Consider the following 26,818-nt stretch of genomic DNA (forward strand, 5'->3'; position numbering starts at 1 on the left):
AAAATATGCAATTAGATATTACTGGTCATCACATTGACGTAACCCCATTACTTAATAATTATATTCGGGAAAAAGTAACACGCTTAACGCGTCATTTTGATCAAGTACTCAACATTCACGTCATATTAGAAGTTCAAAAACATCACAATAAGGCAGAAGCTTCAATCAATGTTAGCGGTAATCATATTTACGCTGATGCACAAGAAGAAGACATGTATGCAGCAATAGATGCCTTAGCCGATAAACTAGATCGACAAATTCTTAAGCATAAAGAAAAAATTCGCAGCCATCGTAAACACGAAGGCAACCATAGAAATATTGTTATGGATCAATATGCTTAATTTTTCTACAAGCTGTTAACTTATAGACATGTCTCTTACGCTGAGTAAGAGACATGCTAATCAATAAAAATAATACACCCCCATAAGACACCAAGACAATAACCCAATTCATTCTAATGTAATAGAATCGCTATATTTTTTTCTGTAATATCAACAACTAGCCATCCGAACTTTAAATATAAATCCGATAGAGATTCATAGTGCATGACTGATAAACAAAAGCTTCCTGTGTTAGTACCTGAAAGAGTATCTTTCGTCAAAAAGATGGAAAGCAAGAAATGTGTATTCGATGCTTTGACTGAATTACTTGAAAAAGGGCAAAAAGAAGTTACTAAAAACCAAATTTTTGATGCATTAGTTTCCCGCGAAAAACTCGGCGACACTTACATTGGAAATGGTATTGCACTCCCTAGAGCGCACCTGGATATCACCAATCCTCGTGCTGCTTTACTGGTATTAAAACGAGGCTTGAGTTTAAATAGCGCCGATAAAAAAGATATTAAGCTTTTTCTTGCGATACTGGTTCCACAAAAACAACAAAAAAAATGCTCTGCGATACTCTCTGACTATTATCGAAGCCTTCTGAAAGATAAAGAATTAGACACGATGGTTAAATCAGAAAATGCAGAATTAGTTGCACAATATTTTGATCAGTTTTTTAATTTTGAGGACATGTGATGCATATCATAATTGTAAGTGGAATGTCCGGAGCCGGAAAAACACAAGTACTTCATACGCTTGAAGATCAGGGATATTACTGTATCGACAATCTGCCTCTGGAATTATTTGAAAACGTATTTGAAACCGAACGACTGTTAAAGCATCAAAAGATTGCTGTAGGTGTTGATATCAGAAGCGGCAAAAAATACTTAAAAAAACTACCAGAAATGGTGACCAAACTTAAACGCAAGTTTAAAACAGATGTCATATATTTATACGCGGGTAAGTCGGTTCTTATTAAGCGTTACGATGAAACACGCAGAAAACACCCACTAAGCTCCCCCGATACAACCCTAAGGGATGCAATACTAAAAGAATATGATCTAATCGAACCCATCCGAGTTATAGCTGACATCCAGATTGACACCAGCACCACCAATATTTACGAACTCGCATCTAAAATCACTTCTAGAGTAAGCAATACACAGCATCAGTCTCTATCGCTTATGTTTCAATCATTCGGATTCAAGCATGGAACACCAAGAGATTCAGATTATTTATTTGATGTTCGCTGCCTACCCAACCCATACTGGATTCATGATCTACGCCCATACACAGGACTGGATAAAGAAGTATCCGAATGGTTATCGTCTCATGAATTAGTCAATGAAATGGAAAAAGATCTTAAGTATTTCATCGAAAAATGGATTCCCAAAATCATTTCAAGCCAAAGAGCCTATCTAACTATTTCAATTGGCTGTACGGGCGGACATCATCGATCAGTTTACTTAATTGAAAAACTCGCAAAACACTTTGAAACGATTTATAAAGATTCTGTCATAGTGCAACATCGAGAGCTTGATTAAGCAATCGATTCATCACTTATAGAACTCTTATTGCATATCTAGATTGATCTGATCTATCACAGCTAAAGGATCTGCAGATTGTGTTATAGGTCTTCCGACTACGATATAACTAACACCACTGGCATTCGCCTCAGCTGGAGTCATGACACGATGCTGATCACCTTGAGCTGAGCCAGCAGGTCTGATACCTGGCGTTACCAATAGAAAATCAGGACCTAAAATTTCTCTGAGCATCTTAGCTTCTCTTGCTGAACATACAATGCCATCCAACATCGATGCCTTAGTGAGTTTTGCCAAATGTTTGACTTGCTCTTCTGGAGAAAACGCAACATTAGTACCTGCTAATTGCTCGCTATCCATAGATGTTAAAACAGTCACTGCAATCAACTTAGCGTTAGATTGTGTTTCTTCGAGCGCCTGTTTTGCAGCAAGCATCATTTTCTGACCGCCACTCGCATGAACGTTCATCATCCATACACCCAGTGAAGCTGCACTCTTACATGCAGATGCAACGGTATTCGGAATATCATGAAATTTCAGATCTAAAAATACATCAAAACCTTTATCGACCAATTGCTTAACAAAGTCTGGACCTGCTGCCACAAATAATTCGAAGCCTACTTTTAGTTTACAACTCTGTGGAGACAGCGGCTCTATAAATTGAAGCGCCTGCTCTTTAGTTGGGAAATCAAGGGCGATAATTAACCTGCTAGACATGATATTTTCTCAAGATAATAAAATTAATAGTACCTTATTATAGATAAAGTCACCCCCCCACTTACAGGCCTTTTTTTGGTGATTATCCTATTTAGGTGAAGAGGTTACGCGTGCTCAACCGTATCCCAATGATGACATGCAGGACAACGCCATAGGTAATCATGCATTTTATAACCGCAATGCTCGCATCGAAAGGCAGGTACTCCCTTCAAATAATTTCCTAATGATTGATTCACAAGAACCATTCCCGTTTCAGGAGTAATCTCACCCTCCCCTGTATTAATATATTCTGATGCTTTATAGATCGACTCAATATTCAACTTCTTGTTGGCTAGGGACTCAGAAATCAAAGAATCTACATTTTCAGTTAATTTGTACTTAGTGGATAACGTCAGAATCACTTCGAAAATACTCTTATCTTGATTCTTTTTAAATAATGTTAATAGTGAATCTAATACAAAAGATAACTCACCTGTTTGATTTGCCGTTTCTTCTATTTTTGATAACAACATATTCAATACACGGCTATCTTCATTCACGGCTTTCAGGTAATGATTTAAAGCTTGCTTATACTGTTTTTGATGTAGCGCTGTATCACCCTGCAACGTCATCAAACGCGTGGATAATTTATACGCTTTTTTTGCTTTAGCAATATAACCATCGACTTCATGTAGATTACCCTCTTGTAAGGCCATCTCCGCCAACTCGCAATAATAATGCGAGATAAGACTGTCATGATTGATCAGGTGACTTGAAGCATCAGATTTTTTGGTGTTTTGTTTAACACAATGCGTCGCCTCGACCGCTTTTTGCCACTCTTGCGTTTGTTCGTAGATCGTTCTTAAGGATGAGCATATATCCGCTTTAGGAATCCATTTAACATCGTTTTCCAGCAACTCCTGAAATACACTTTCAGACCTATCAAGCATACCAGCGGCGAAGAAATCCAGTCCTAATGCGAACATGGCCTTCTGTTTTTGCTTGGCATTTAAATTAGAACGCGCAATCACGTTTTGATGGACGCGCAAAGCCCTGTCGACCTCGCCTCGATCTCTAAACAAATTACCTAGAAGTTGAAATGTTTCAGCGGTGTATTCATCAATATCAGGATAATTGAGGAATACTTCCAGTGCTTTATCAGGCTCTTCACTAAGAAGATGATTTACACCCTTTACAAAACTATCAGAGAGTTGTGCTTTTTTTTTTGATTACTTTGCAAGCTTTTCCGGGCTGCTCGCCAGCCCGAATAAAAAGCAAGTGGAAGTAGTAAGAAGAGAATCTCTACCATTTATATATCCAAATATATCTAACTTAAAATTACAGACTTTCACTGCAAATAAAACTTAAATTGAAAACGTACTAATTTATAGAATTAATCTTGTATGGGATACTTATCTTTGTTCTCATTTACACGCTCACGCATTTCTTTGCCTGGTTTAAAATGTGGCACATGCTTGGGTGATAACTGAACTTGTTCCCCAGTTTTAGGATTACGCCCTTTTCTAGCGGTTCTATGATGTAACGAAAAACTACCAAAACCTCGTATTTCGATCCTTTCACCTGAGGTTAAAGTATCGCTAATTTGGTCTAATAAAATCTTAACTGATAGTTCTATATCTTTACTACTTAAGTGACTTTGTTTTCTCGCAAGTATATTTATTATTTCTGATTTGGTCATTTATGCTCTCCCTGCATTTCAGACGATCTATTAAAAGACAGAAAATGTTATTTTATTATTAATTATGTTTTACATAATAAGTATACAGGATTCAATAAGCAACTGAAATTACATAAAAAAAGCCGATTATGCATAAACATAATCGGCTTTTTAAGTGACTCTTGGTAAATAAACTTACATTATAAAGTTTACTTATCTAACTGCTCTTTAAAGATATCACCTAAAGTACCAGTCGTTGCAGATGCAGAACTGTACTCTTTCATTACTTCAGCTTCTTCAGCGTAATCTTTAGCTTTAATAGAAAGGTTAATTGCACGAGTCTTACGATCAACACCCATGAATTTAGCTTCTACTTCATCGCCAACGCTAAGCACTGTTGATGCATCTTCGATACGATCACGTGAGATTTCTGATGCACGTAATACGCCTTCGATGTTTTCACCAAGATCAATCTTAACCATCTTAGGAGTAACTTCAGTAACAGTACCTTTAACGATACTGCCCTTCTCGTTCGCTGCAACAAATAGTGAGAATGGATCTTGATCCATCTGCTTAACACCAAGAGAGATACGCTCACGCTCAGGATCAATCGCAAGAATAGTCGCTTCAACTTCATCGCCTTTCTTGTAGTCACGTACTGCTTCTTCACCTGGAACATTCCAAGAGATATCAGACAAGTGAACTAGACCATCGATTCCGCCGTCAAGACCGATAAAGATACCGAAGTCAGTGATTGACTTGATAACACCCTTAACTTTCTCGCCTTTAGTTGCAGTTTTAGCAAACTCATCCCAAGGATTAGCTTTACATTGCTTCATACCTAAAGAGATACGACGACGATCAGCATCAATCTCAAGGATCATTACTTCAACTTCATCGCCAAGTGTTACAACTTTAGCTGGGTTAACATTCTTGTTTGTCCAATCCATTTCAGATACGTGTACAAGACCTTCAACACCATCTTCGATTTCAACGAAACAACCGTAGTCTGTAAGATTGCTAACTTTACCTGTAAGTACAGTGTTAACAGGGTAACGACGTACAAGATCTTGCCATGGATCATCACCCATTTGCTTAAGACCTAGTGATACACGGCTCTTTTCTTTATCAAACTTAAGAACCAATACGTCAATTTCAGAACCGATTTCAAGAACTTCAGATGGGTGCTTAACACGCTTCCAAGCCATATCAGTGATATGCAGTAAACCATCAATACCACCAAGATCGATGAACGCGCCGTAATCAGTAAGGTTCTTAACAACACCTTTGATTTGCTTGCCTTCTTCGATGCTTTCTAGAAGAGCTTCACGCTCAACACTGTACTCATCTTCAACAACTGCACGACGAGAAACAACAACGTTGTTACGCTTCTGGTCAAGTTTGATAAGTTTGAATTCTAGCTCTTTGCCTTCAAGGTATGCAGTATCGCGTACTGGACGTACATCAACTAATGAACCAGGAAGGAAGGCACGAATATCGCCAAGCTCAACGGTGAATCCACCTTTAACCTTGCCAGTAATCACACCCGTAATAATTTCATCGTTAGTTAGTGCTTCATCAAGAATTTCCCAAGCGCGTAAACGACGGGCTTTCTCGCGAGATAATTTGGTTTCACCAAATCCATCTTCAACACTTTCCAGTGCAACTTCAACCACATCACCAACTTCAGCAACTAATTCGCCTGCTTCGTTCTTAAACTGGTCTGATGGGATAACGCCTTCTGATTTAAGGCCGGCACTTACTGTTACAAAATCTGGAGTTACATCTACGATAGTCGCAGTAATCAAAGACCCAGGGGTCATTTCGATATACGTTAGACTTTCTTCAAATAACTCCGCAAAACTTTCACTCATGGTATAAAACCTATATATACGTTAGTAAACCCATACTAAACGGTTAAATTAAACCTTCGCCAATCATTATTGATAGACATAAGGTGTTCATTAAATAGCGATACATAAAGATAGTTACTTCTGTTTTCTATCGGGCTTTTAAGGACCACTATTTTTTTAAATTCTGATTTAATATGATGTGTAATTAGTAGACTTTTTCAACCGCTCCCATCACAGTATTTACAACCTCATCGATACTCATAGTACTGGTATCAATAATAATGGCATCTTCTGCTGGAATCAGTGGCGCATCCTTACGATTAGTATCGCGAGCGTCGCGTTCTTCAATATCACGAATCAAGCCGCGCAGGTTAGCATTTATCCCTTGTTGTTTCAACTGATTAAGACGGCGTTCTGCACGAATTTCAGCGCTGGCAGTAAGGAATATCTTAATTTTAGCCTTAGGGAAAACAACCGTACCCATATCTCTTCCATCTGCAACCAAACCTGGATCCGTTTGAAATTGCCTTTGACGCTCTAGCAAGGCTTTTCTCACTCCAGAAACAGCTGCAACTTTTGAGGCTGACGCACCGGCTTCTTCAGTACGAATATCATTGGTGACCAAATTGTTATCTAGAATAATATCAACAATGCCACTATCACCGGGCTTAAAACTTACATCAAGATCACGCGCGATAACACTTAGTGCAGCTTCATCATCTAATGCTATTCCTTTGATTGTAGCGGCTAAACCAACCAGACGATATAAAGCGCCACTATCCAGTAAATTCCAACCTAATTTTGTAGCAATAGACTGGGATATCGTTCCTTTACCTGACCCTGCAGGACCATCAATAGTGATAATTGGTACATTTTCACGCGCTAAATTCATTAATACTGATTCATAGTTTAAGAAAATAGAGATTATGCCTGTTTTATTGAGAAAACTCATGACTTCTATCTATATATTAGTATATACATATATTCTTATTCTATCTTAGAATGAAAGAATACCACCCACGAGAAGGAGAACAACATGAAATATTTAGCACTATTATTGACGTTATTATTAACAAATACATTACATGCATCACCCAATAATGTAACCAACCCACCGCGTTATTTTTCCAATAATTCACCTGTACCATACAATAATAATTATGGTTCAAACTGGAATATGCCCAATATGAATTGGGGTAATGGCAATGGCTATAACAATCAGTCTAACTGGAACATGCCGTCCATGAACTGGGGAAACGGAAATGGTTATAACAATGGCAATAATTGGAATATGCCAAACTTCAATTGGGGTAATAATGGTGGTGGTAATAACTGGAATATGCCATCCATGAATTGGGGAAATAATAATGGTTACGGTTCGAACTGGAACATGCCAAACATGAACTGGGGGAACAACTATAGAAATGGTTACAATAATGGTTCTAATTGGGGCATGCCAAATTTCAATTGGAATAATCAACAAGGTCCCTGGAATAATGGGCCTAATCGTTATTACAATGACAATAGATTCTCACCTTTGATGCAACAAAGACCCGTAATTCAACCTCGCTTTGCTCCCAAACCTTTGGTGAATCCTAATTTTAATCAGCCTGTACCACAAAAACCTGCAACAAAAATAATGCAGAATAAAAATGAAGTGTTGAAAACTGATCCTATCAATACTGATGCTAATAAACAGGCAAATGAAAGTGATATAGAAGCCAACTCTTCTCAAAAGAAAGCATCGACTGAGTAAACGACTTTATTTGTATAGTTACTGAATAATCAAAGCCACCCCCCTACTTTGAGGGCTTTTTTTTCGTACTGTTAAAAAGTGCCTGTAAGGTGGGGGGTGCCTTTAGCTTTATTAAATTGGTTTGGTTTGGTTTGGTTTGGTTTGGTTTGATTTAGTTGTTGATTGTTGGTTGTTGGTTAATTGATTGTTTTGATCTGGGTTTATTTCAGGCATAAAAAAAGCCCATCTCTGGGCCTTTTTGTTTTTACTCTTGTTTCTTCGCTTGCTTGAAAATAATTGCTTTTAGTATTTGCCCACTAAGTTGATGAACCACCCTTCAGCATCACCGTCGGTATTGCTTAAGTCATCATTGAAGTTTGTAAAGTTATAACCTAATCCTATCTTCATGTTTTCTCCGATATGACGATCAACGGCAATCATGGCACCGTGCTGGGTGTCTTGTGATTCGTCTGAGTTTAACCAGTGGTATTGTGCCATCGCATCCCAGTTCTTGGTCATGTGATAACGCACTCGTACTGCCGCAAGTGTGGCATCGTTGCGTGACCAGTTTCCTGCGTCTCTGTCACTTCTGATTTCGCCTTCTTTATGCGCAAGTTTGCCACCGAGTTCCCAGCGTTGGTTGAGCTGGTAGCTTGATTCCAAACTGGCGATTAATGATTTCTCATCAGGCTCGATACTTTGTGACACGGGCTGTAAGTCGTAAAGATACGTGATACGACCCAGTACATTTAACCGGTCATGATTGATCGGTCTGTAGGCAAAGCCTACCGCTGCTTCGGTAAAGGTCGCATCGTTTGTATCGCCCACCTGATCTTTGGTGTCTGAGTAGTTGAACTTACCCTGTAATCTTAATGATGGATTGACGCGGTAATTTATTTTGTTGGTGGTTACCCATTGTACGGTGTCTTCGGTAAAGCCTTTGTCGCGACGGTATTCGAGTCGGGTGCTGGCATCGGTGGCGTTTTCTTTGTAGGTTAAGCCAACTGAGAAGGCATCACGATCGGTCAGGCCACTGTCTACTTTATCCAGACGTGAGCTTTGTACCGAGGCACTGGCGATCAGTTCTTTATTTACCTGATAATCTACGCCGAAGGTATGTCCGATACCTGACTGTGCCGATTCGTGTGTAAACTGATGTTCGGTGTACACTTTGAGTTGATCGCTAACTGTTTTACGTTGACCCATGGTAAAGGCATTTTTATTATCTTCAGTACCGTCAGTCGAGAGTGTAAAGTTACTGTATAGGCTGTAACTGTCACTCATGCGGTAGTCTGCACCGAGAGTCAGTGCGTCTCCGCGATCACCGCTGCTAACTTCTGCATTAAGATCGAATTTGCTATTGATGGCAGCTTTGATACCGAGTGTTAACAGGTCATTGCTTTCATAATTGCCACTTTTACTGAGTGTGCCTTGTGCAATACCGTAAAGATTGATTTCATTATTGACATCGTAGCCAACTTTAAACGCTGCCAGCGTACCTTCGCCATCAACGCTTGAGCCGGTACCTTCGTCATCCGTTAAGTCTTCTTCTTTGACGTGACGGATCTCACCACTTAAAGTGACTTTGTCACTGACTTTAACATCGGCTTGCACGCTGGCGCTGCTTTCTTTGCGTAAGCCCTCTTCTTCGACCTGGGTGACTCGTGCTGAGACGTCAACCTTGTCGTTGATTTTGCTGATGACTTCGACACCGGTATCGGTGGTTTTATAGCCGGTATCCAGACTGGCGGTTGAGAAGCCGGCATCGCGTTGTTTGAACCACGCGCCAATCGAACCGCTTAAGGTACTAAAGTCTTCCAGGTCTGCTCTGGCTTCGACGCTAATCGCGCTGCCGTTTATGTCGGATGCTTCGCTGTTGGCATTAAACGGGTTGAAGTTTAAACCACCATCGTTTGAGGCAAAGCTGCCTTGTGTCTGGTTTGATTCACTTTCTGCGTATTCAACTTTAAGGTAAGTGCCTTTGTTTTTCTTGAGGGTGATGTCGATCCCTTTCAGATCATAATCATCATCGGTACGATTTTCATGGGCATAAGTACCACCGACCGCAAAGTGATCGTTTAACCAGATTTTGCCGCGTGAACCGTAGCTGGCTTTATTGCTGTCAAAGTCGTCAGGGACGTATTCATAATCCACCATTAGGTAGACATCGTCACCATCCAGCGGGGTGTCTTTAATCAGTGATGGGTAGGATTGCTGAGCAATCTGTAACAGTGGACGATTCAGGATAATACGTCCCTGGAAGTCGTCTATCTGGTAGTCGCGCCCTTCTTCAAGGACCACGGTGGATACCGCACGATCACCGCTACTTTGGCGCACTTCGATCCAGACTTTCTCTGATCCATCGACGATGTCTGAGTCTTTTAAGTAGTACAAACTGCCACCGGTTCCGAGGAATTCATTATGTCTAAAGGCACTTTGCGCTTCTGAGGCGAACACCGTCACGTCGGTTTTATGGTCACCGTCTTTGGTGGTCTGGGTGCTTTTGTGATTCAGCTTGGCACCGTAAAGGGTGCGGTTGAATGAGCTGAGTTCGGTACCGGTAATATCGGTATTGTAGTTACCCCAGATGGCACGAGACTTATCCCAGTCTACACGCACATACATTTTGCCCTGACTGTTGGTGTCATCAATGATGGTTGAGTCATCACCATAGACAGGATAGTACTTGTCCGGATCAAGACGACGGAACAAGCTATCAGGGTCTTTCTTGTGGATGTTATCAAAGATGTTCTCAATGTCATCGGTACCAGTATCCATTTGTGCGGTTACCAGGTATTTCCCTTTGATTTTACCTTTCAGGTAAAACGCTAAACGACCATCAACGAAGATGTCACCATCGAGGTATTTATCACCGTCACTGAGTGTTTCCAGATTACCACTGACTTTACCTTTACCAGCGGTAATATCGGCAAGACCGACCATGAACATGTACTTGCTTTTAAGATCAACATTCAGTGGTTTGTGATAAGTATCCTGATTACTATCAGTGATTGCGATATCAAAATCATGCTGCCCTTCGGGTAGTAGTTTTTCGACTACGAACTTGTTTTCAACCAGCGAGATGCTTTCATCATTGATCTTGATCGTATGGTCTGTCGGGATATCACGGCCAAAGATTCTAACGCGTGAGCCGTGTACCGGAATGGTTTGTAGGTCTAGGTTATTTTCAAGATTACTGGATACACTACTGCTCACGGTGTCGGTGATATTCCGTTGCGGTCCCACTAGGCTGATCTGACGTAAATGCGTTCTATCCAGATGTCCGTCTTTGTCTTTCACGGTAAGGATATAGCTAAGCTTGTCGCCTTCTTTGAGTTTGTTTTCTTTCTTATTTGAGCAATTCCATTTAACCGTACGACCATTTTCTAGAGACTTGCCCATAAACGATGCGATAGGATGCTTCTGCTGTTCATCCTCCGCATAATAAACCTCAAGTTCCCAGCTATCGATAAAGTGCGCATAGTTGGTGGTGATCTCAAAGTTCATCGCTGAGACAAACTCGCCTTTTTCCATTTCTATCGAGTTTGGAGCAGTAACATTAAGAACAGGGGTTAAGGTAGAGGGATCTTTACTGACCCAGATAACACCACCATCTTTTAAACGTATGCTGCGACTAGCAGATTGGTTATCTGATTGGTTATCTGTTTGATTGGCAGATTTGTTTATTACTTCGTCAGTAGTTTTTGCAGGTTTTACAGATTGATCGTTATCTCCACTTATTACGGTGGTATTAGAAGAATCATCAACAGATTCAATCTTCATAGTGAATGCTGGTTTTTCTTTATAAGAAGGTGCAGTTGCCTCTGCGACTATACTCACGCTGCTTAAAACCAGACCTGCAACTAAAGAATACGCAATGGGGGATTTTTGCATTTTTCTTATTGTTTTAGTGCCAACTGATTTATTAGCCTGGGCAATCTTATTATTCATCTTCATTTGAGCAACCTACTTATTATTTTTTTATACTGGGGTTTATATTTATTATTTTATTTATCAGTGCCCACATTAAATTTCTCTAATTCTATAATATTGAAACTGAACTGGGTATTAACTTACATGCAAAGTATTTTATTATTCATTTATTTTCAATATCTTATATATTCACCTATGCTTATATTTTTGTAGAATTTATACTAATTAAGTTCGGCAAAACTGATGAGCGGTGTAAAGTTATAAGAGTCTGTGGTTATACATTCTATTTATTATTTTTAACCTTATTGAAGGATACTGATACTGATGCTTATACAAGAATCAGCATCCTTCACTTAGTTATTACTTGATATTGATCTTCACTGACTTCATCGTCTTAGCACCTAAAAGTTTATATAAAGCCTGCCTTATAGATTGAGCACGTTTGTAGACAATCTGTTTGGCGACACCTTCTGCTTTAACATCAATTTCTGCTCGGCCATATTGCTTAACATGATCTGCAAGGAGCTTGATATTACGCATCTGAGCAGTTTTGATAACGTGACTGTTATGTTCAAAAAAGCTATCACCCACTTCAACTCTTACCACCTTGCTAGAGCCACCCCCCACCTTTGGGGCAGTTTTTGATGATGACTGGATTTTTGATGATGTATAGGTTTCAGGAGCTACCTGTTTTTCTACTGGTAGCTGTATACCAAAGTTAATCTTATTCAGTGAAGTACCCGTCAAACGCATCACTCTAGGATTCTCTGTGGTAAAACGTGAACCATTCGGTAATGTTGCCGTATCAACTTTAAGCACTATATTCTTGCCCCAGCCTCTACGTCCTCCATCAACATCAGGTAGGTGATAGCGTCCATAACCATCAGTTTCGATTAATAGACCATCCACTGTTGCTAATCGCACACCCGGTATACCTTCTTCATGAATACCATAATTGGTAATGGTGATTTCAAGAACATCCGTTTCTTTCTCTGGTATTCGTTTAGCTTTCACTGGCGTCTGGGTAGGAATACCACGAATCTTGCGTGTGGTCACACGGATATCCTGACCTGTCAGTCCTTTCTTCTTCAGGCCTGTATGATCTGTTTTTATCTGACCGCGGTTATCTACCGTAATTACCGTTCCCTGCTTAGTAGTGACTTTGAAATCATTCTTCTTAGAGAAAGGCATGCGAATGATTTTCTGATAATTATCGAGATCATTTGGATTATCCAGCACACTGATGCGACCGTTAAGCCCACCAAGGTGAAGACTATTCCAACCGAAGTAATCACTCTTCACGGTTAGGCCTGTAACATTTGCAGGATCCTGGTAACCATCACCGTCACGGTCATGGAACACTTTACCAATTAAGGTCGATTGATCCAGCACGCTGTCTGCAACGATGGCAACTGTTGCGGTAGCGATGTTACTGCCTATATCATCGTCAGAGCCAGATGCGAATACTTGTACAGTATTAATTGCATCACCTTGTGTGGCTGCTGTACCGACTTTGAGGATATATCCGATCTGCACGATCTCATTACCTTGTAACGTTAATGGACCGAAGCTGACTGTAGATGTTCCCGTTGCTTTTATCGTTGAAACGATATCGTCAGCTGTACCAAAAGTGTTGTCCACACCAGCTCTAGTTAGCTTTGCTTCATTAGCCACAAACTTGAAGCCTTTTGGTAAGTCATCACGTACATCAACCTCTACCTCGTCTTCTTTTGTGTTCTCAGCTCGTACTGTGTAGTACAACTGATCACCAACACTGATTTCTTTCTTGTTCGCTGATTTACTCAACAATACGGTGTCATCATCTAATTCAGTCTGACGCGCGATTTCATTGTCTAACGGAATATGGTTAAAGATGACATTGCTATCACCGGAGTTCAACGAGAAGTCCATATAGTAAGTCGTGTCCTGACCTTCTTGTGGTGCATCTGGCTGACCTTGCACTTCACAACTACCACTATTAGCAATCGCATCTACAGTACAATTTGACTCATTTGGATCACTATCATATACACCGGTTTTTGGTGGAGTGATTGTGCTGTCTACGTAGTAACCTGCAGGTGCTTTGGTAATTTTAATGGTATACGTTTCACCATTTTGACAACTTGGATGAGCGCCTGGATAAACATCAAAGGCATAAATACCATCCTCTGCTGTTACCTGGTTTTGTTGACCTTCACCTAAACAACTTAAATCTACAGGGGTTCCCTGTGAGTTAACCAGTTGTAAGGTAACATCAGGTAGTACTTCACTCGTGGTGCTGTCATATACCACTCCGCTTGGATCAACCGGTAATGGTAAATTTGTGGTTTCACCTGATGCTAGTGGGCCATCCGTAGACTTGGTTGTAATCAAGGTGCCATTGGTATTGTAGAACTCAACGGTATACTCATCAGGAATTAAACCTGTAACAGAGTAGTTACCTTGTGCATCAGTAACCGTGGTCGCAATCACATTGCCGTCTTTGTCTTTGATCTTGAGCGTCCAACCGGCTTTGCGGTCTTCACCTGGATCAATTTCATTGTCTTTATCGCTGTCTAGCCACACTGTTCCTTCAATCGCTGCTGGCTCTTCATAGTCAATCGTGACCGTGGCGATATTCGATTCAAGACCTCTGGTGTCTTTTACCGTGTAATCAACCGGTGTTGGATCTCCTAAGTAACCAGGCTCTGGTGTAAAGGTAATATCACCTGTGGTTGGATCAACTGTCCAAGTACCCTCACCTGCTATGACTAATGTCGTCACTGAGTTACCTGAAGGATCACGTAACTTAACAGATGTTGGATCAAGGCTGTCCTCTGGATCACTGTCGTTAGCCACTGTCTGAATTGTTACTGGCTGACCTAGTCTCTGATCTTCTTTACTGTCATCCTCTGCAACAGGTGGAAGATTGACAATAACCGGAACCGTTGCTGTAGTCGTACTACAGTTTGTAGGATTAAGAATCTCACAAATAGTGTATTCAACCGTGTAAGTACCAGCTGGAGTTCCAGGAGCTACGGTTAATGTTCCATTTGGCGTGATCGTTACACCTGGAGAGGTAGAACTATTCATTGTGATAGCCACTAATGCTGGATCAACCGCTTCATCATTAATTGTGTCATTCGTTAGGACATTGACACTACCTGATCCACCAGTGGTACCATCTATAGTGGCCATAATATCGGGTTCAGCACCTATTGATGGCATATCGATATTGACTGTTTCAGTCGTCCTCGAACAGTTATCAGGGTTCAAGTTCTCACAGATCGTGTAAGTAACTTCGTAAGTACCCGCAGCAGTACCTGCTGCTACTGTTATCAATCCTGTGTCTGGATCGAGCACTAACTCTGGCGCTGTGGTATCAACTGTAATCGTTACATCCGTAGCAACTACTGGCGCACCATTAAGAGAGTCACTCGCCAATACGTTCGTTGTTACGCCACCTTCAAAACCATTGATAGGTTCAAACGTTTCTGCAACAGCAAGGATAGGTGCTGCTTCTACTGTTACCTTTTCTGTTGTCGCAGAACAGTTATCAGGGTTCAAATTCTCACAGATAGTGTAAGTAACTTCATAGCTACCGGCTGCTGTGCCTGGCGCTACGGTAATTAAACCCGTTGCTGGATCTAAAGTAAGGTTTGGATCCGTTGCATCAACCGTAATTGTTACATCTTCTGCAATGACTGGGGCACCGTTTAATGTGTCACTTGCTAACACTGTTGTGGTTACTCCACCCTCTGTACCGTTAATAACAGGATACGTTTCTGGTATCGCTTGAATAGCAGCCGCTTCTACCGTTACAGTTTCTGTTGTGGTAGAACAGTTATCAGGATTTAAGTTTTCACAAATCGCGTACGTCACAGTGTGATCACCAGCCGGTGTACCTGGAGCTACAGTGATCAAACCAGTTGCTGGATCAAGCGTAAGATTAGGATCTGTTGCATCGACTGTAATTGTTACATCTGCTGGTACTACTGCTACACCATTTAAGGTATCGCTGGCTAAGACCGTTGTGGTTATACCGCCATCCGCACCATTAATTACTGGATAGGTTTCTGGCACAGCAAGTATAGGCGCTACGTCAACCGAAACAGTTTCAGTAGTTGTTGAACAATTTGTAGGATTCAGATTTTCACAAATTGTATAAGTCACTATATGAGGACCTGCCGCTGTGCCTGGCGCTACTGTTATCAATCCTGTAATAGGATCAAGTGTTAACCCAGGATCAGAAGCATCTACCGTAATAGTCACATCAGCCGCAACAACTGGATTACCGTTTAAAGTGTCACTTGCTAAAACTGTTGTTGTTACACCGCCATCTAGTCCATTAATCGTAGGGAATGTCTCTGGTACAGCCAAAATTTCTGCAGCTTCAACCGTCACTGTCTCCGTTGTAGTTGCACAGTTTGTTGGGTTTAAGTTCTCACAAATTGTGTAAGTCACTTCATAAACATCTGCTGGCGTGTTAGGTGCAACAGTTATTAAACCGGTCGCTGGGTCTAAAGTAAGCTCAGAGTCAGATGTGTCAACCGTTATCGTTACATCGGTAGCTACAACTGGGTCTCCATTCAAAGTATCACTAACAAGTGCTGACGTAGTTACGCCACCATCAAGACCATTTATAACAGGGAAAGTCTCAGGAATTGCGGATATAGGCGCCACATCAACTGCAACCGTTTCAGTCGTTGTCGAACAGTTTGTAGGATTTAGATTCTCACAAATAGTGTATGTGACTGTGTGTTGACCAGCTGCAGTTCCAGGAGCAACTGTTATCAAACCCGTTGCAGGATCTAACGTTAATGCAGGATCTGAGGCATCAACCGTAATTGTTACGTCTGAAGCGTCTACAGGATCACCATTTAAGGTATCGCTTGCAAGTACCGTTGTAGTAACTCCTCCATCTACCCCATTGAATGCTGGATAACTTTCCGGAATCGCTAATATCACTGACGCTTCTACAGTAACTTTCTCTGTTGTAGTCGCACAGTTTGTTGGGTTTAAATTCTCACAAATTGTGTAAGTCACTTCATAAACACCCGCTGGTGTACCTGGAGTAACAGTAATCACCCCTGTCGTAGGATCTAGAGTTAGTTCAGAGTCTGAAGTATCAACTGTAATGGTTACATCGGTAGCAACTACAGGGTCTCCGTTCAATGTATCACTCGCAAGCACTGACGTTGTATCTCCACCTTCCAGACCGTTTATAGCTGGGAAGGACTCAGGAATCGCAGTAATCGGTGCTACATCTACCGCAACTGTTTCAGTTGTCGTTGAACAGTTAGTAGGATTCAATATTTCACAAATTGTATAAGTAACTGTGTGTTGACCTGCCGCAGTTCCTGGAGCAACTGTGATTAAACCCGTTGCAGGATCTAACGTTAATGCAGGATCTGAAGCATCAACCGTAATTGTTACATCCGATGCTACTACTGGGTCTCCATTTAAGGTATCGCTCGCAAGAACTGTAGTTGTTACACCACCATCAACGCCATTTACAGCTGGATAGCTTTCTGGAACTGCCAATATTGCTGGAGCTTCAACCGTTACTGTTTCGGTTGTAGTTGAACAATTCGTTGGATTGATAATTTCACAAATTGTATAGGTAACCTGATAATCACCTGCTGGTGTATTTGGCGCTACAGTGATTAAACCAGTACTTGGATCAAGCGTTAGTTCAGGTGCTGAAGTACCAACAGTAATCGTTACATCTGTAGCGACTACTGGATCACCATTTAACGTATCACTGGCTAGTACAGTTGTTGTTACACCACCGTCTTTACCATTTACAGCTGGATATGTTTCTGCAACAGCCAATATTACTGGCGCTTCAACCGTTACTGTTTCTGTGGTGGTCGAACAATTCGTAGCATTAATATTCTCACAAATAGTGTAAGTGACCTGATAATCACCCGCTGGTGTATTCGCTGCGACAGTGATTAAACCAGTAACTGGATCAAGCGTTAGTTCAGGTGCAGATGTACCAACAGTAATTGTTACATCTGTAGCGACTACTGGATCACCATTTAAGGTATCACTGGCGAGAACCGTTGTAGTTACTCCACCGTCTTTTCCATTTACTACTGGATATATTTCTGGAACAGCTAGTATTTCTGACGCTAAAACGGATACTGTCTCTGTCGTCGTTGAACAATTAGTTGAGTTTGTATTTTCACAGATCGTATAAGTAACCTGATAATCACCTGCTGCTGTATTGGGTGCCACAGTAATTAAACCTGTACCTGGATCAAGTGTTAATTCAGGTGCAGAAGTACCAACAGTAATCGTCACATCTGCTGCTACAACGGGATCACCGTTTAAAGTATCACTCGCTAATACCGTTGTCGTTACGCCACCGTCTTTACCGTTAATAATTGGGAATGTTTCTGGTACAGCCAGTATCTCGGGGGCTTCTACCGTTACCGTCTCTGTGGTTGTTGAACAGTTTGTTGGAATAGCGTTCTCACAGATTGTGTAAGTAACTTGATAAGTTCCCGCTGGTGTATTCGGCGCCACTGTAATTAAACCAGTTGTTGGATCAAGTGTTATCTCAGAGGCTGAGGTACCGACTGTAATTGTTACATCTGAAGCTACTACTGGAGAACCGATTAAAGTATCACTAGTTAATACTGTAGTAGTAATACCACCGTCTTTACCATTAATAACAGGAAACGTTTCTGGAATAGCCTTTATTTCTGGGTACGCATCTACAAAATTCTGATTAATGATAGGAGCTGGAATTACAGGCATTGTAACTGCAATACTATCGTCATTAGCACCCTCAACATCAGAAATCGAGCTATAGTTAGCAGGATTTGTTTCTTTGATCACATAATCGCCAGAACCAATATTTGTAAAACTATAACTACCATCTGCTGATGTTGTAGCAGCAGGAATCGCATTACCAAAAGCATCAGTGGCTAGTGTTGTTCCATCAGACTCATATAATGTAACTGTTACACCCGAAAGTGGCGCATCACCTGTATTATCGTTATTGGTATCAAGTTCAACTTTACCGCTGATTGTCGATGGTTTATTGTAATCAACCGTAATTGTGGCTGGTTCACTTTGAAAACCATTATCTGATTTAATTGTATAAGAAATAGGTGATGGATCGCCTGTAAAACCAGCAACAGGTGTAAATGTAACTATGCCATTTGCATCAACTGTCCACGTGCCTTCGTTAGGAACGACAACTCGATCAATGTCACCATCACCATCTGTATCGGTTCCAACGCCGCCTGTGACACTACTAGGGTCAAAGCTAACCGTTGTTTTATCCAGACTAACAACACTATCAGGATGTGAATCATTCGATGTAATGTCAAGCGTAGTTGGATTTGTAGGACTAATAAACCCTGGGTTACTTTGTGTATCATCAATAGTAACGGGTTGTTGCCCAATGATCGTTACTTCGTTTGACAAGGTCGGTAAACTTATTTCATTAGCAAATGCTCCCGCTGAGTTTGTGAAACGTTGTAATCGTGTAATGGTTTGACCTGAAGTACCAATCGCTACGTTTACTGCACACAGTGCGTTAGGACCTAATTCAATACCAGATACCCAAACAGCCGTAACATCACTATTCGAAAAACCACAACTACCCGCAGGTCCTGAACTTGTTCCTGCACACCAAGTGGTTGTACCATTAGTATTAGTTAAAGCAGGTGGGCTTATATCAATGTTTTTATGTGTTGTATTTGAATATCTATAAGTGGGTGTACCCGCACAACTTGAAAGATTAACACTCGTAAAGCTGGTATTCCCATCAAAGTCACTCCCAGGGGATCTTGTAATATCTACAATCGACGAGCCCGTGGTGAATTTAAACCCATCTGTGTCATCTCCATTAAAAGGAAGGATATCAATAATTTCCACATTCGTTAATGGATTTGCAGTACCGTTACGCGCATTAACCGTATAGTTCAAGGTCTCATCGATTTCATAAAAAGCATCTGAAGTCGTTTTTGTCATTATCAATGCAGAAGGAAGGCTCATAGTCATATTCGCATTTGCGGTACGAATCGTTAATGGGCTAGCATCTGCTGGTGCAGAAATCATGCTGTAAGTACGTAGGGTACCTACTGGAGCTGCCGGTGATACATCTATCTTATAGTCCAAATCAGGAATAACTGTATTACAATCTTTAAGACCTAAGTCCCAGATCAATATTTGATTATCAGCCGTACAAGAAGTTTTTAAATCTCCATCTTCAAGGTTAGAACAACTGCCAATTACAGGCTCACCCGGTGGATTAGTGGCTGACCCTGTTTGATACGATAATCCCTCATGCAACATCTCTATTATTTTAACGGGTGCTGTTTCAATCGTGGTCGCATCGCAAGTAAAGGAAGGACGTAAATTAACATCAACTACACTACCTGAAGAAACATTATTAGTAGATAGGTCTTTCTGAATTCGCACCTTACCTCGGACTAATAGAACACGGTCACCATAATTTCCACTCGGAGGGTTATCAAAATCTGACTTTGGCTCGTAGTTATTAGTTAACCAACCATTCGTAGCAGGATAACGAGCTGCTGTAAAATATGTATCATCAGTAACGCTGGAGTAATTTGGAATAATAGTTCCAGCAGGTAAAGCATTACCATTAAGATCATTACTACGTGCTACTAAGTTGATCACAGGATGAGCAGACTTTCCTGGATCAATATCCGTTGTAAATCTCACCCTAACTTTTGAAATTGGTCCTACTAATCTTGCAGCAGTAGTGGTTGAATGCCAAGTTATACCAGCATCACCACATTCTTGTGACACTCTCACACTTTGGTTAGAGTTAGCATCAGGAGGCCAGCTTCCGCCAACAAACCCAGTCGCATACTCGAAGACAGCGCCTGCTGTTACTGAGGCAGGGGTAAGCGAATATGGAGCAAGTTTTGCTGCATGACCAGGACTTCCCGGAATATCTGTTACATCGACCGTATTAGGATCAAAAATATCACAAATTATACCCCCTGTTAGAGACCCTGCATTTCCACTATTTGAATAAGATAATCTTGCTGCCCAATTAGCACCTGGTGTAACCGCTGCATTACCTGCTCGCCAGGTTGTTGCACCTGTAACTGGAGTTGTCCAGGCAGTTGTGCTTTTTGCATAATACTTTTGGAAACTACCAGATAAAGTGTATCGCAGGGTAATAGGGTAATCATTATCTTCAATACTTTCTGCTTGAGAACCAAAGTTTGATTGTCCTGAAATAGAAACAGGATCAAATGAAGAATATTCATTTACGGTTCGTAACTCATTTGGGCCTGTTGTATCCGTCGTATTGATACCTGCAATGACATCCGTTTGAGGAACAAATATACGAATGATACCTGACGTAGCAATAGCTCTCGTTACAGGTATAGCTGTTATTCCATTTCTTGCGATAGTTGGAATATGATCAAGGCTAGTATCTATATGATCATGAACAAGACTGATAGGAGTCCCCGGACCACTTGCTTGTGTACAAGTTTGTACCATTGTTGCTTTGGGTGTTGCTGTGCCACGCTCAGGAGCTGCAGCATAGTAAAAAGGCCAAGGACTACCCGCAGCTTCATAATTCATATTACAGTCAACTAATTCTGCATTGGGTGAAACACGGCTTAAATCATCGGTAAATTCCAATTTAAAATCTTTACCCAACGACTCATTACCCAAAACTGAAGATGTTGTATCAGTAGCGCCTGGCACCTCATCCACCTCTAAGCGGTAGATATACCAAATTAAATCGCCTACAACACCGTTATGTTGGTAATTCCTAGAAATTGTGTAATAAGATTTTTCAATATTCCAACGAGGCGCAGCTGTGACAATAATACTTTCGCCTACATCATCTTGAAAGGCAGTTCCGTTATCTGAATCAATAGTAATACTGATATCACCAGGTGTAGTGCCATTCGGTGTCCCACCTTTTACTACCACGTTAAAAGGGATATCTTCACTATAGGCAGGTGCAGTGGTGTAATTAGAACGTACACAAGTTAGCGTTAAACCATCTGGTGAAATCGAAGAGAGAGCTTGTGCACAACTGCCTGGTACACCTGCCCAACGTAGAGGATTACTTACAATAGGTCCTGGAGCTACTGAAGAACTTGGCAATACAGCTGTGATCGTAACTGGCTCATTCCCTCCATTAACTGACCAACCAGCAAATACCTGAAATTGGTCATTAGCGCGTACAATCAAATCCCCATTATAGGTATCATCTGTCGGATCATTGATATCGTTAACCTGATAACCAGGGTCATCATCAAAATCACAACCTGGTACTGCATTATTATTATCATTCGGTGAAGGACAAATATTGACGTCGTTAACCAGTTGACCGACTGCATTCAATGAACCATCGCCAACGATTCCGCCGGTCTTACCATAATAAGATACAACTTTTAAATTCTCTGCAAAAACTTGAGGAGAAATAACTAACAATGTAAACAATATCAGGAATGCACTCACCCTTCCTGAACGTCGTTTGTTTTTACTTTGCTTTTCATTCATTAACGAATACGAACTACACTGTTCAACTACTTTCATCTCAAACCTTTTTTTTATTATTAACACAGCGCTATAGATACTTGCCTATGTCTTAAATACATCTATTAGTGTTGAAGACTTGTTTACATAAACTAAGTCTTTCTCTTAATAATTTAATATCGTGTATGTATGACTTTGCCATTAAATTAATTATCAATAATATCTAAACGAAACTGAATCAGAGGTTAATTTACATGCAAACAAACGTATTTTTTACGTTTAATTTCAATATCTTATGATGGTTTTACTAAGAGCGCCGTTGGTAGAAAATAATAATTTTTAGTTCACCTTAACTGACGAACGGTATGAATACTGAATAAATTTTTATACAGAATTGTTGCTATTTAAAGCATAGGAATGAGTTATGAATAGAGATTGAAGTTGTTACAGTGAAATTGTAAAAAACAGATAGATTAAACACTAAGTCACCCCCCTACTTTAGGGCTATTTTTTATTTTCTTATATCAAATCATGGTAGATGAGTCGTGAAATAGACTCTGTTTTTATTCTATTTCAGAATATATCTATGTGAAATATAGGATGGGGCTGGTTGTAGGTGCGTTAATTACGAATCTAATTAAAAATACTGTATTTTATTTTTAGATAATCAAAAGGTTTATGCATTATTTTTTTAAACTGAGATAGTCTATCAAAACAACAATTCTTAGAAGAATAGATACCAATGTCTATTTCTAGACATCGGTATCTCTGATGCTTTACTTAATATTGATTTTCACAGATTTCATTGTTTCTGCACCTAGAAGTTTATATAAAGCCTGTCTTACTGATTGAACACGTTTGTACACAATCTGCTTAGCGACATCTTCAGCTATGACATCAATTTCTGCACGACCATGTTTCTTAATATTATTAGCGAGTAGTTTGATATTACTCATCTGAGCAGATTTGATAACGTGACTGTTTGGTTCGAAGAAGTTAGCGCCTAATTCAACCCTTATTATTTTGTTAGAGGCACCCCCCACCTTTGGGGCAGTTTTTTCTGCAATCTTCTTCTTTATGTTTTTCTTTGCTGGTTTTGTCTGCTGTTTAACGGGTAGTTTGATACCGAAATTTATTTTATTGAGTGCTGTACTAGTCAAGCGCAATACTCTTGGGTTTTCGGTAGTAAAACGAGAACCTGTTGGCAAGGTGGCAGTATCAACTTTAATGATAATGTTCTTACCCCAGCTACGACGTCCTCCATCAACATCTGGAATGTGATAACGTCCATAGCCATCTGTTTCAATCAGTAAACCACCCACTGTTGCTAAACGCACACCTGGGATACCTTCTTCATAAATACCATGATTTGTGATGGTAATTTCAAGTACATCCATTTCTTTTAATGGAACGCGATGTATTTTGACAGGAGTCTGAGTTGGGATACCGCGAGTTTTACGTATCGTTACACGAATATCCTGAGCAGTAAGGCCCTTCTTCTTCAGTCCTTTATGTGCTGTCGTAACCTGTCCTCGATTATCGACATTAATCACAGTACCTTGTTGAGTCGTGACCTTGAAATCATTCTTCTTAGAATAAGGCATGCGGATTATTTTTTGGTATTTACTTAGATCATTTGGATTATCCAATACACTCACACGACCGTTAAGGTCACCGAGGTGCAAGCTATTCCATCCAAAGTAATCACTCTTAAGTGTTAGCCCTGATGCATTCGCCAGATCTTGATACCCATCACCATCACGGTCATGGAATACCTTGCCAATCACGGTAGATTGATCGAGTACCGTATTTTGATCTATAGTTACACAGGCCGTAGCAATATTACTATTAGCATTTACACTTGCTTTGATTGTATTACATTGGTCGCCAGCGAGGATATTCGTTCCTATTCGAACTATATATGTAATTTTCACATAGCCGTCAGTTTCAACAGGAATAACTAAATTCGATACGGTGACGGGGTCTATACCAGAGCTATTAGCTGTAGCGGTAGATAGAAGTTTGTGACCAGCATCAAACGTTGCTACTTTGATAGTATCCTTATCAATTTTGAATCCATTAGGTAAATTATCGAGTACCGAAATTCCTTGGGCCAGGAAGTTACTTTTATTCTTGATTAGTATTGTATACGGAATTAAATCCCCCGCTGCCGCGGTTTTTTTACTGGCAACTTTACTGATTAATAGATCAGCGGCTGGCACTGTAAACATAGTCGATAGCAACAATGTAGGATCATCTTCGTCACCGGTATCACCAGGCGCACCGTTACTGTTACCTGTAGAGTCCCCAGCATCAGAAAGATCAGAATAAGATAAACTATCTGGACTAACAGCCGAAGTTGAAGCCTGATTTTTTAACTCTGTTGGCGCACCTATAGCATTAGGATCTATACGTGCAACGAAGTTAATAGTGTATTCATCCTCTGGCGCGAGGAAACCATCTGTCCCTATTAAAAGTTCAGGATCTGAACTTGTTCCAGTAAAGCCTGAATTTATAGTAGGAGCTATAGCCGACCCACTAATGTTATTACTAATTCCTGATACAGGTGTGCCTTCTATCCCAAGGAAAGTACTACCTAATTGAGCATTCAATGATAAATTATCTTGCAAGTGAAGATTGGTCATATTCACATCACCGGTATTTTTAACGATGATAGTGAATGGAACATTAAACGTTAAATCTGAATTCAGTACAGGTGCACCTGCAAATTTTGTTGCTAGAATTTCTGGCTTAGGTACAGGAGGTATAAATGATGTAGCATCATCATGACCTCCAGTATCATCATTGCTCGCTGTATTAGAGTCATCTGGGTTTGTACCACTATCAGTGAGATCACTAACAGTTAAAGTTCCTGAAGTTCCACCTGCTGTTGCCTGGTTCCCATAGCTAGTAGGAGCATTTTCTGCATAGGGGTTAATACGTACCTCAAAGTCAACTTTATAACTATCTCCAGCAACCAGTAAACCATTAGCGCCTGTTAATAAATTAGTTGAACCTGATAATCCTGAGTAGCTTGAATTTACCGTCGGTAACTGAGAATTACCTGATGCATTATCTGCAAAACTGACTATGGGTGGCGTGGTTACTTCAACCAAAGATGTTCCTAATTGAGCATTCAAATCATCAATAAGTGTCAGTGAACTTAAATCAATAGTTCCAGTATTTTTTGTGATTATCGTGAATTTAACACTAAAAGTTCCATCTGCATTCAACTCTGGCTCGCTTGCGCTTTTCACGGATCGAATTTCAGGGTTTGCTGTTTTGGTCGTAACAGAATCTGATATAGCTGCTAATTGTGCAGAATCACCTGATGCAGTATTTGTTATTGAACCTGCATTTACTTCGTCTTCGGTTACTGTTTTAACACCAACTAATACACAACTATCATTAGGCGCTAATGTTAAACATGTTTTAGAACTAGGCGAAATTTGACTATCATTAATAGAAATATTGCTAAGCGTGGCAGTACCCGTATTCGTATAAGTAACAGTATAAGTAAGCGTATCTCCGGCGCTTACAACACCGTTTCCATCTTCATCACTGTTAACTGGCTCTGACTTATTAATACTGGCAGAAGGAATCAACGCTTCACTAGTAACGCTATCTGTTACTGGTGTAATAGTTTGATCAGAAACTGCGCTAGCTGTATTTAAAATTTGGCCAGACAAAACATCAGCATTTGTAACCGTGTAATTACCAGTAAGAACACAAGTCTCGCCAGTCGCTAGACTTGAACAGGTTATTGTATCGTTTGGCGCTTCTAATAAACTATCTGTTACAACAACATTAGTTAAAGTTGCAGCCCCGTTGTTGGTGGCAGTTATAGTGTAAGTTAAAGTATCACCCTCACTAATTTCGCCATTAGAATCTTCATCTGCATTTACTGGTTCTGGTTTCACCACTACTAAACTTGGCTCTAGAATAGACGATGTATTTGAAGCATCTACAGCGGGAGTCTGATCTGATATTACACTTGCATTATTGACAATAGAGCCAGAAGAAACATCAGAAGCAGTAACCACATAATTACCAGTGAGCACACACGTTGAACCCGAAATAACATTCGCACAAGTGATTGTATCATTTGGAGTTGCTAATAAGCTGTCCGTCACTATCACATTAGTTAACGTTGCCGCTCCATTATTTGTTGCAGTAATGGTATACGTTAAAGTATCCCCTTCACTGATCTCTCCATTATCATCTTCATCTGCATTAGAAGGTGCTGGCTTAACCAGCGTTAGACTCGGTGCATTGATGCCACTGTTATTTTGCGCGGTACTTTCTGCTGTTTGATCAGAGTTCGCGGTGGCATCATTGATGATTTCACCCGCAGTTACATCGGCTGGTGTTACGGTGTACGTACCACTTAAGACACAAGTCGTAGCAGGAGCTAAAGTGGCACAGCTAATAGTATTCGGCGTGATCTTATTATCTGTAACCACAACATTGGTTAATGTTGCTGTCCCATTATTTGTAGCAGTGATGGTATACGTTAAAGTATCCCCTTCACTGATCTCTCCATTACCATCTTCATCTGCATTGTCAGGCGCAGGTTTAAC

At 40.5% G+C, this 26,818-nt stretch carries 12 protein-coding genes; 4 read left to right on the forward strand and 8 right to left on the reverse strand.

All coding sequences use genetic code 11. The features are described from left to right. The first annotated feature begins 5 nt into the window (after positions 1–5). The 3 genes from hpf to rapZ all read left to right on the forward strand — a co-directional run bounded on the left by hpf (position 6) and on the right by rapZ (position 1,867). On the forward strand, positions 6–341 hold the full coding sequence (gene hpf / locus OO007_RS08950; protein ID WP_131905093.1) for a ribosome hibernation-promoting factor, HPF/YfiA family: 336 nt from the start codon (positions 6–8) through the stop codon (positions 339–341). 204 nt (positions 342–545) lie between these two features. Then, positions 546–1,019 (forward strand): PTS sugar transporter subunit IIA, encoded by a 474-nt coding sequence (locus OO007_RS08955; RefSeq protein ID WP_131905092.1) that lies wholly within the window; start codon positions 546–548, stop codon positions 1,017–1,019. Beyond that, positions 1,019–1,867 (forward strand): RNase adapter RapZ, encoded by an 849-nt coding sequence (gene rapZ, locus OO007_RS08960; protein ID WP_325808538.1) that lies wholly within the window; start codon positions 1,019–1,021, stop codon positions 1,865–1,867. Before OO007_RS08955 ends, rapZ begins: the two co-directional genes overlap by 1 nt. Before the next feature lie 27 nt (positions 1,868–1,894). On the opposite strand, the gene pyrF is transcribed toward rapZ, so the two are convergent. The 5 genes from pyrF to cmk form a co-directional block, all read right to left on the reverse strand. Further along, positions 1,895–2,584 carry an orotidine-5'-phosphate decarboxylase gene (gene pyrF / locus OO007_RS08965; protein WP_325808539.1) on the reverse strand — a complete coding sequence of 230 codons (690 nt, stop codon included), beginning with the start codon at positions 2,582–2,584 and terminating at the stop codon, positions 1,895–1,897. A 104-nt stretch (positions 2,585–2,688) separates the two neighbouring features. Next, positions 2,689–3,714 (reverse strand): hypothetical protein, encoded by a 1,026-nt coding sequence (locus OO007_RS08970; RefSeq protein WP_325808551.1) that lies wholly within the window; start codon positions 3,712–3,714, stop codon positions 2,689–2,691. Positions 3,715–3,956: 242 nt separating this feature from the next. Then, the gene (locus tag OO007_RS08975; protein ID WP_131905088.1) at positions 3,957–4,262 is read right to left on the reverse strand and encodes an integration host factor subunit beta; all 306 of its coding nucleotides are present in this window, start codon (positions 4,260–4,262) and stop codon (positions 3,957–3,959) included. A 188-nt stretch (positions 4,263–4,450) separates the two neighbouring features. Continuing rightward, positions 4,451–6,115 carry a 30S ribosomal protein S1 gene (gene rpsA, locus OO007_RS08980; protein ID WP_131905087.1) on the reverse strand — a complete coding sequence of 555 codons (1,665 nt, stop codon included), beginning with the start codon at positions 6,113–6,115 and terminating at the stop codon, positions 4,451–4,453. A gap of 184 nt (positions 6,116–6,299) precedes the next feature. Then, positions 6,300–7,046, reverse strand: a complete 747-nt coding sequence (cmk, locus tag OO007_RS08985; RefSeq protein ID WP_325808540.1) for a (d)CMP kinase — start codon at positions 7,044–7,046, stop codon at positions 6,300–6,302. A gap of 84 nt (positions 7,047–7,130) precedes the next feature. Here cmk and OO007_RS08990 point away from each other — a divergent pair, with 84 nt between their 5' ends. Beyond that, on the forward strand, positions 7,131–7,850 hold the full coding sequence (locus OO007_RS08990) for a hypothetical protein (RefSeq protein WP_325808541.1): 720 nt from the start codon (positions 7,131–7,133) through the stop codon (positions 7,848–7,850). Positions 7,851–8,132: 282 nt separating this feature from the next. On the opposite strand, the gene OO007_RS08995 is transcribed toward OO007_RS08990, so the two are convergent. From OO007_RS08995 to OO007_RS09005, 3 genes are all read right to left on the reverse strand, one after another. Further along, the gene (locus OO007_RS08995) at positions 8,133–11,786 is read right to left on the reverse strand and encodes a hypothetical protein (RefSeq protein WP_325808542.1); all 3,654 of its coding nucleotides are present in this window, start codon (positions 11,784–11,786) and stop codon (positions 8,133–8,135) included. A 336-nt stretch (positions 11,787–12,122) separates the two neighbouring features. Next, positions 12,123–22,298: an SdrD B-like domain-containing protein gene (locus tag OO007_RS09000; RefSeq protein ID WP_325808543.1), complete on the reverse strand. Its 10,176-nt coding sequence runs from the start codon at positions 22,296–22,298 to the stop codon at positions 12,123–12,125. Between the two features lie 716 nt (positions 22,299–23,014). Further along, the coding region (locus tag OO007_RS09005; RefSeq protein WP_325808544.1) for a DUF7507 domain-containing protein at positions 23,015–26,818 on the reverse strand (3,804 nt) is incomplete at its 5' end.

Origin of the sequence: Cocleimonas sp. KMM 6892 (assembly GCF_035798195.1) — a bacterium.
GTDB lineage: Bacteria > Pseudomonadota > Gammaproteobacteria > Thiotrichales > Thiotrichaceae > Cocleimonas > Cocleimonas flava.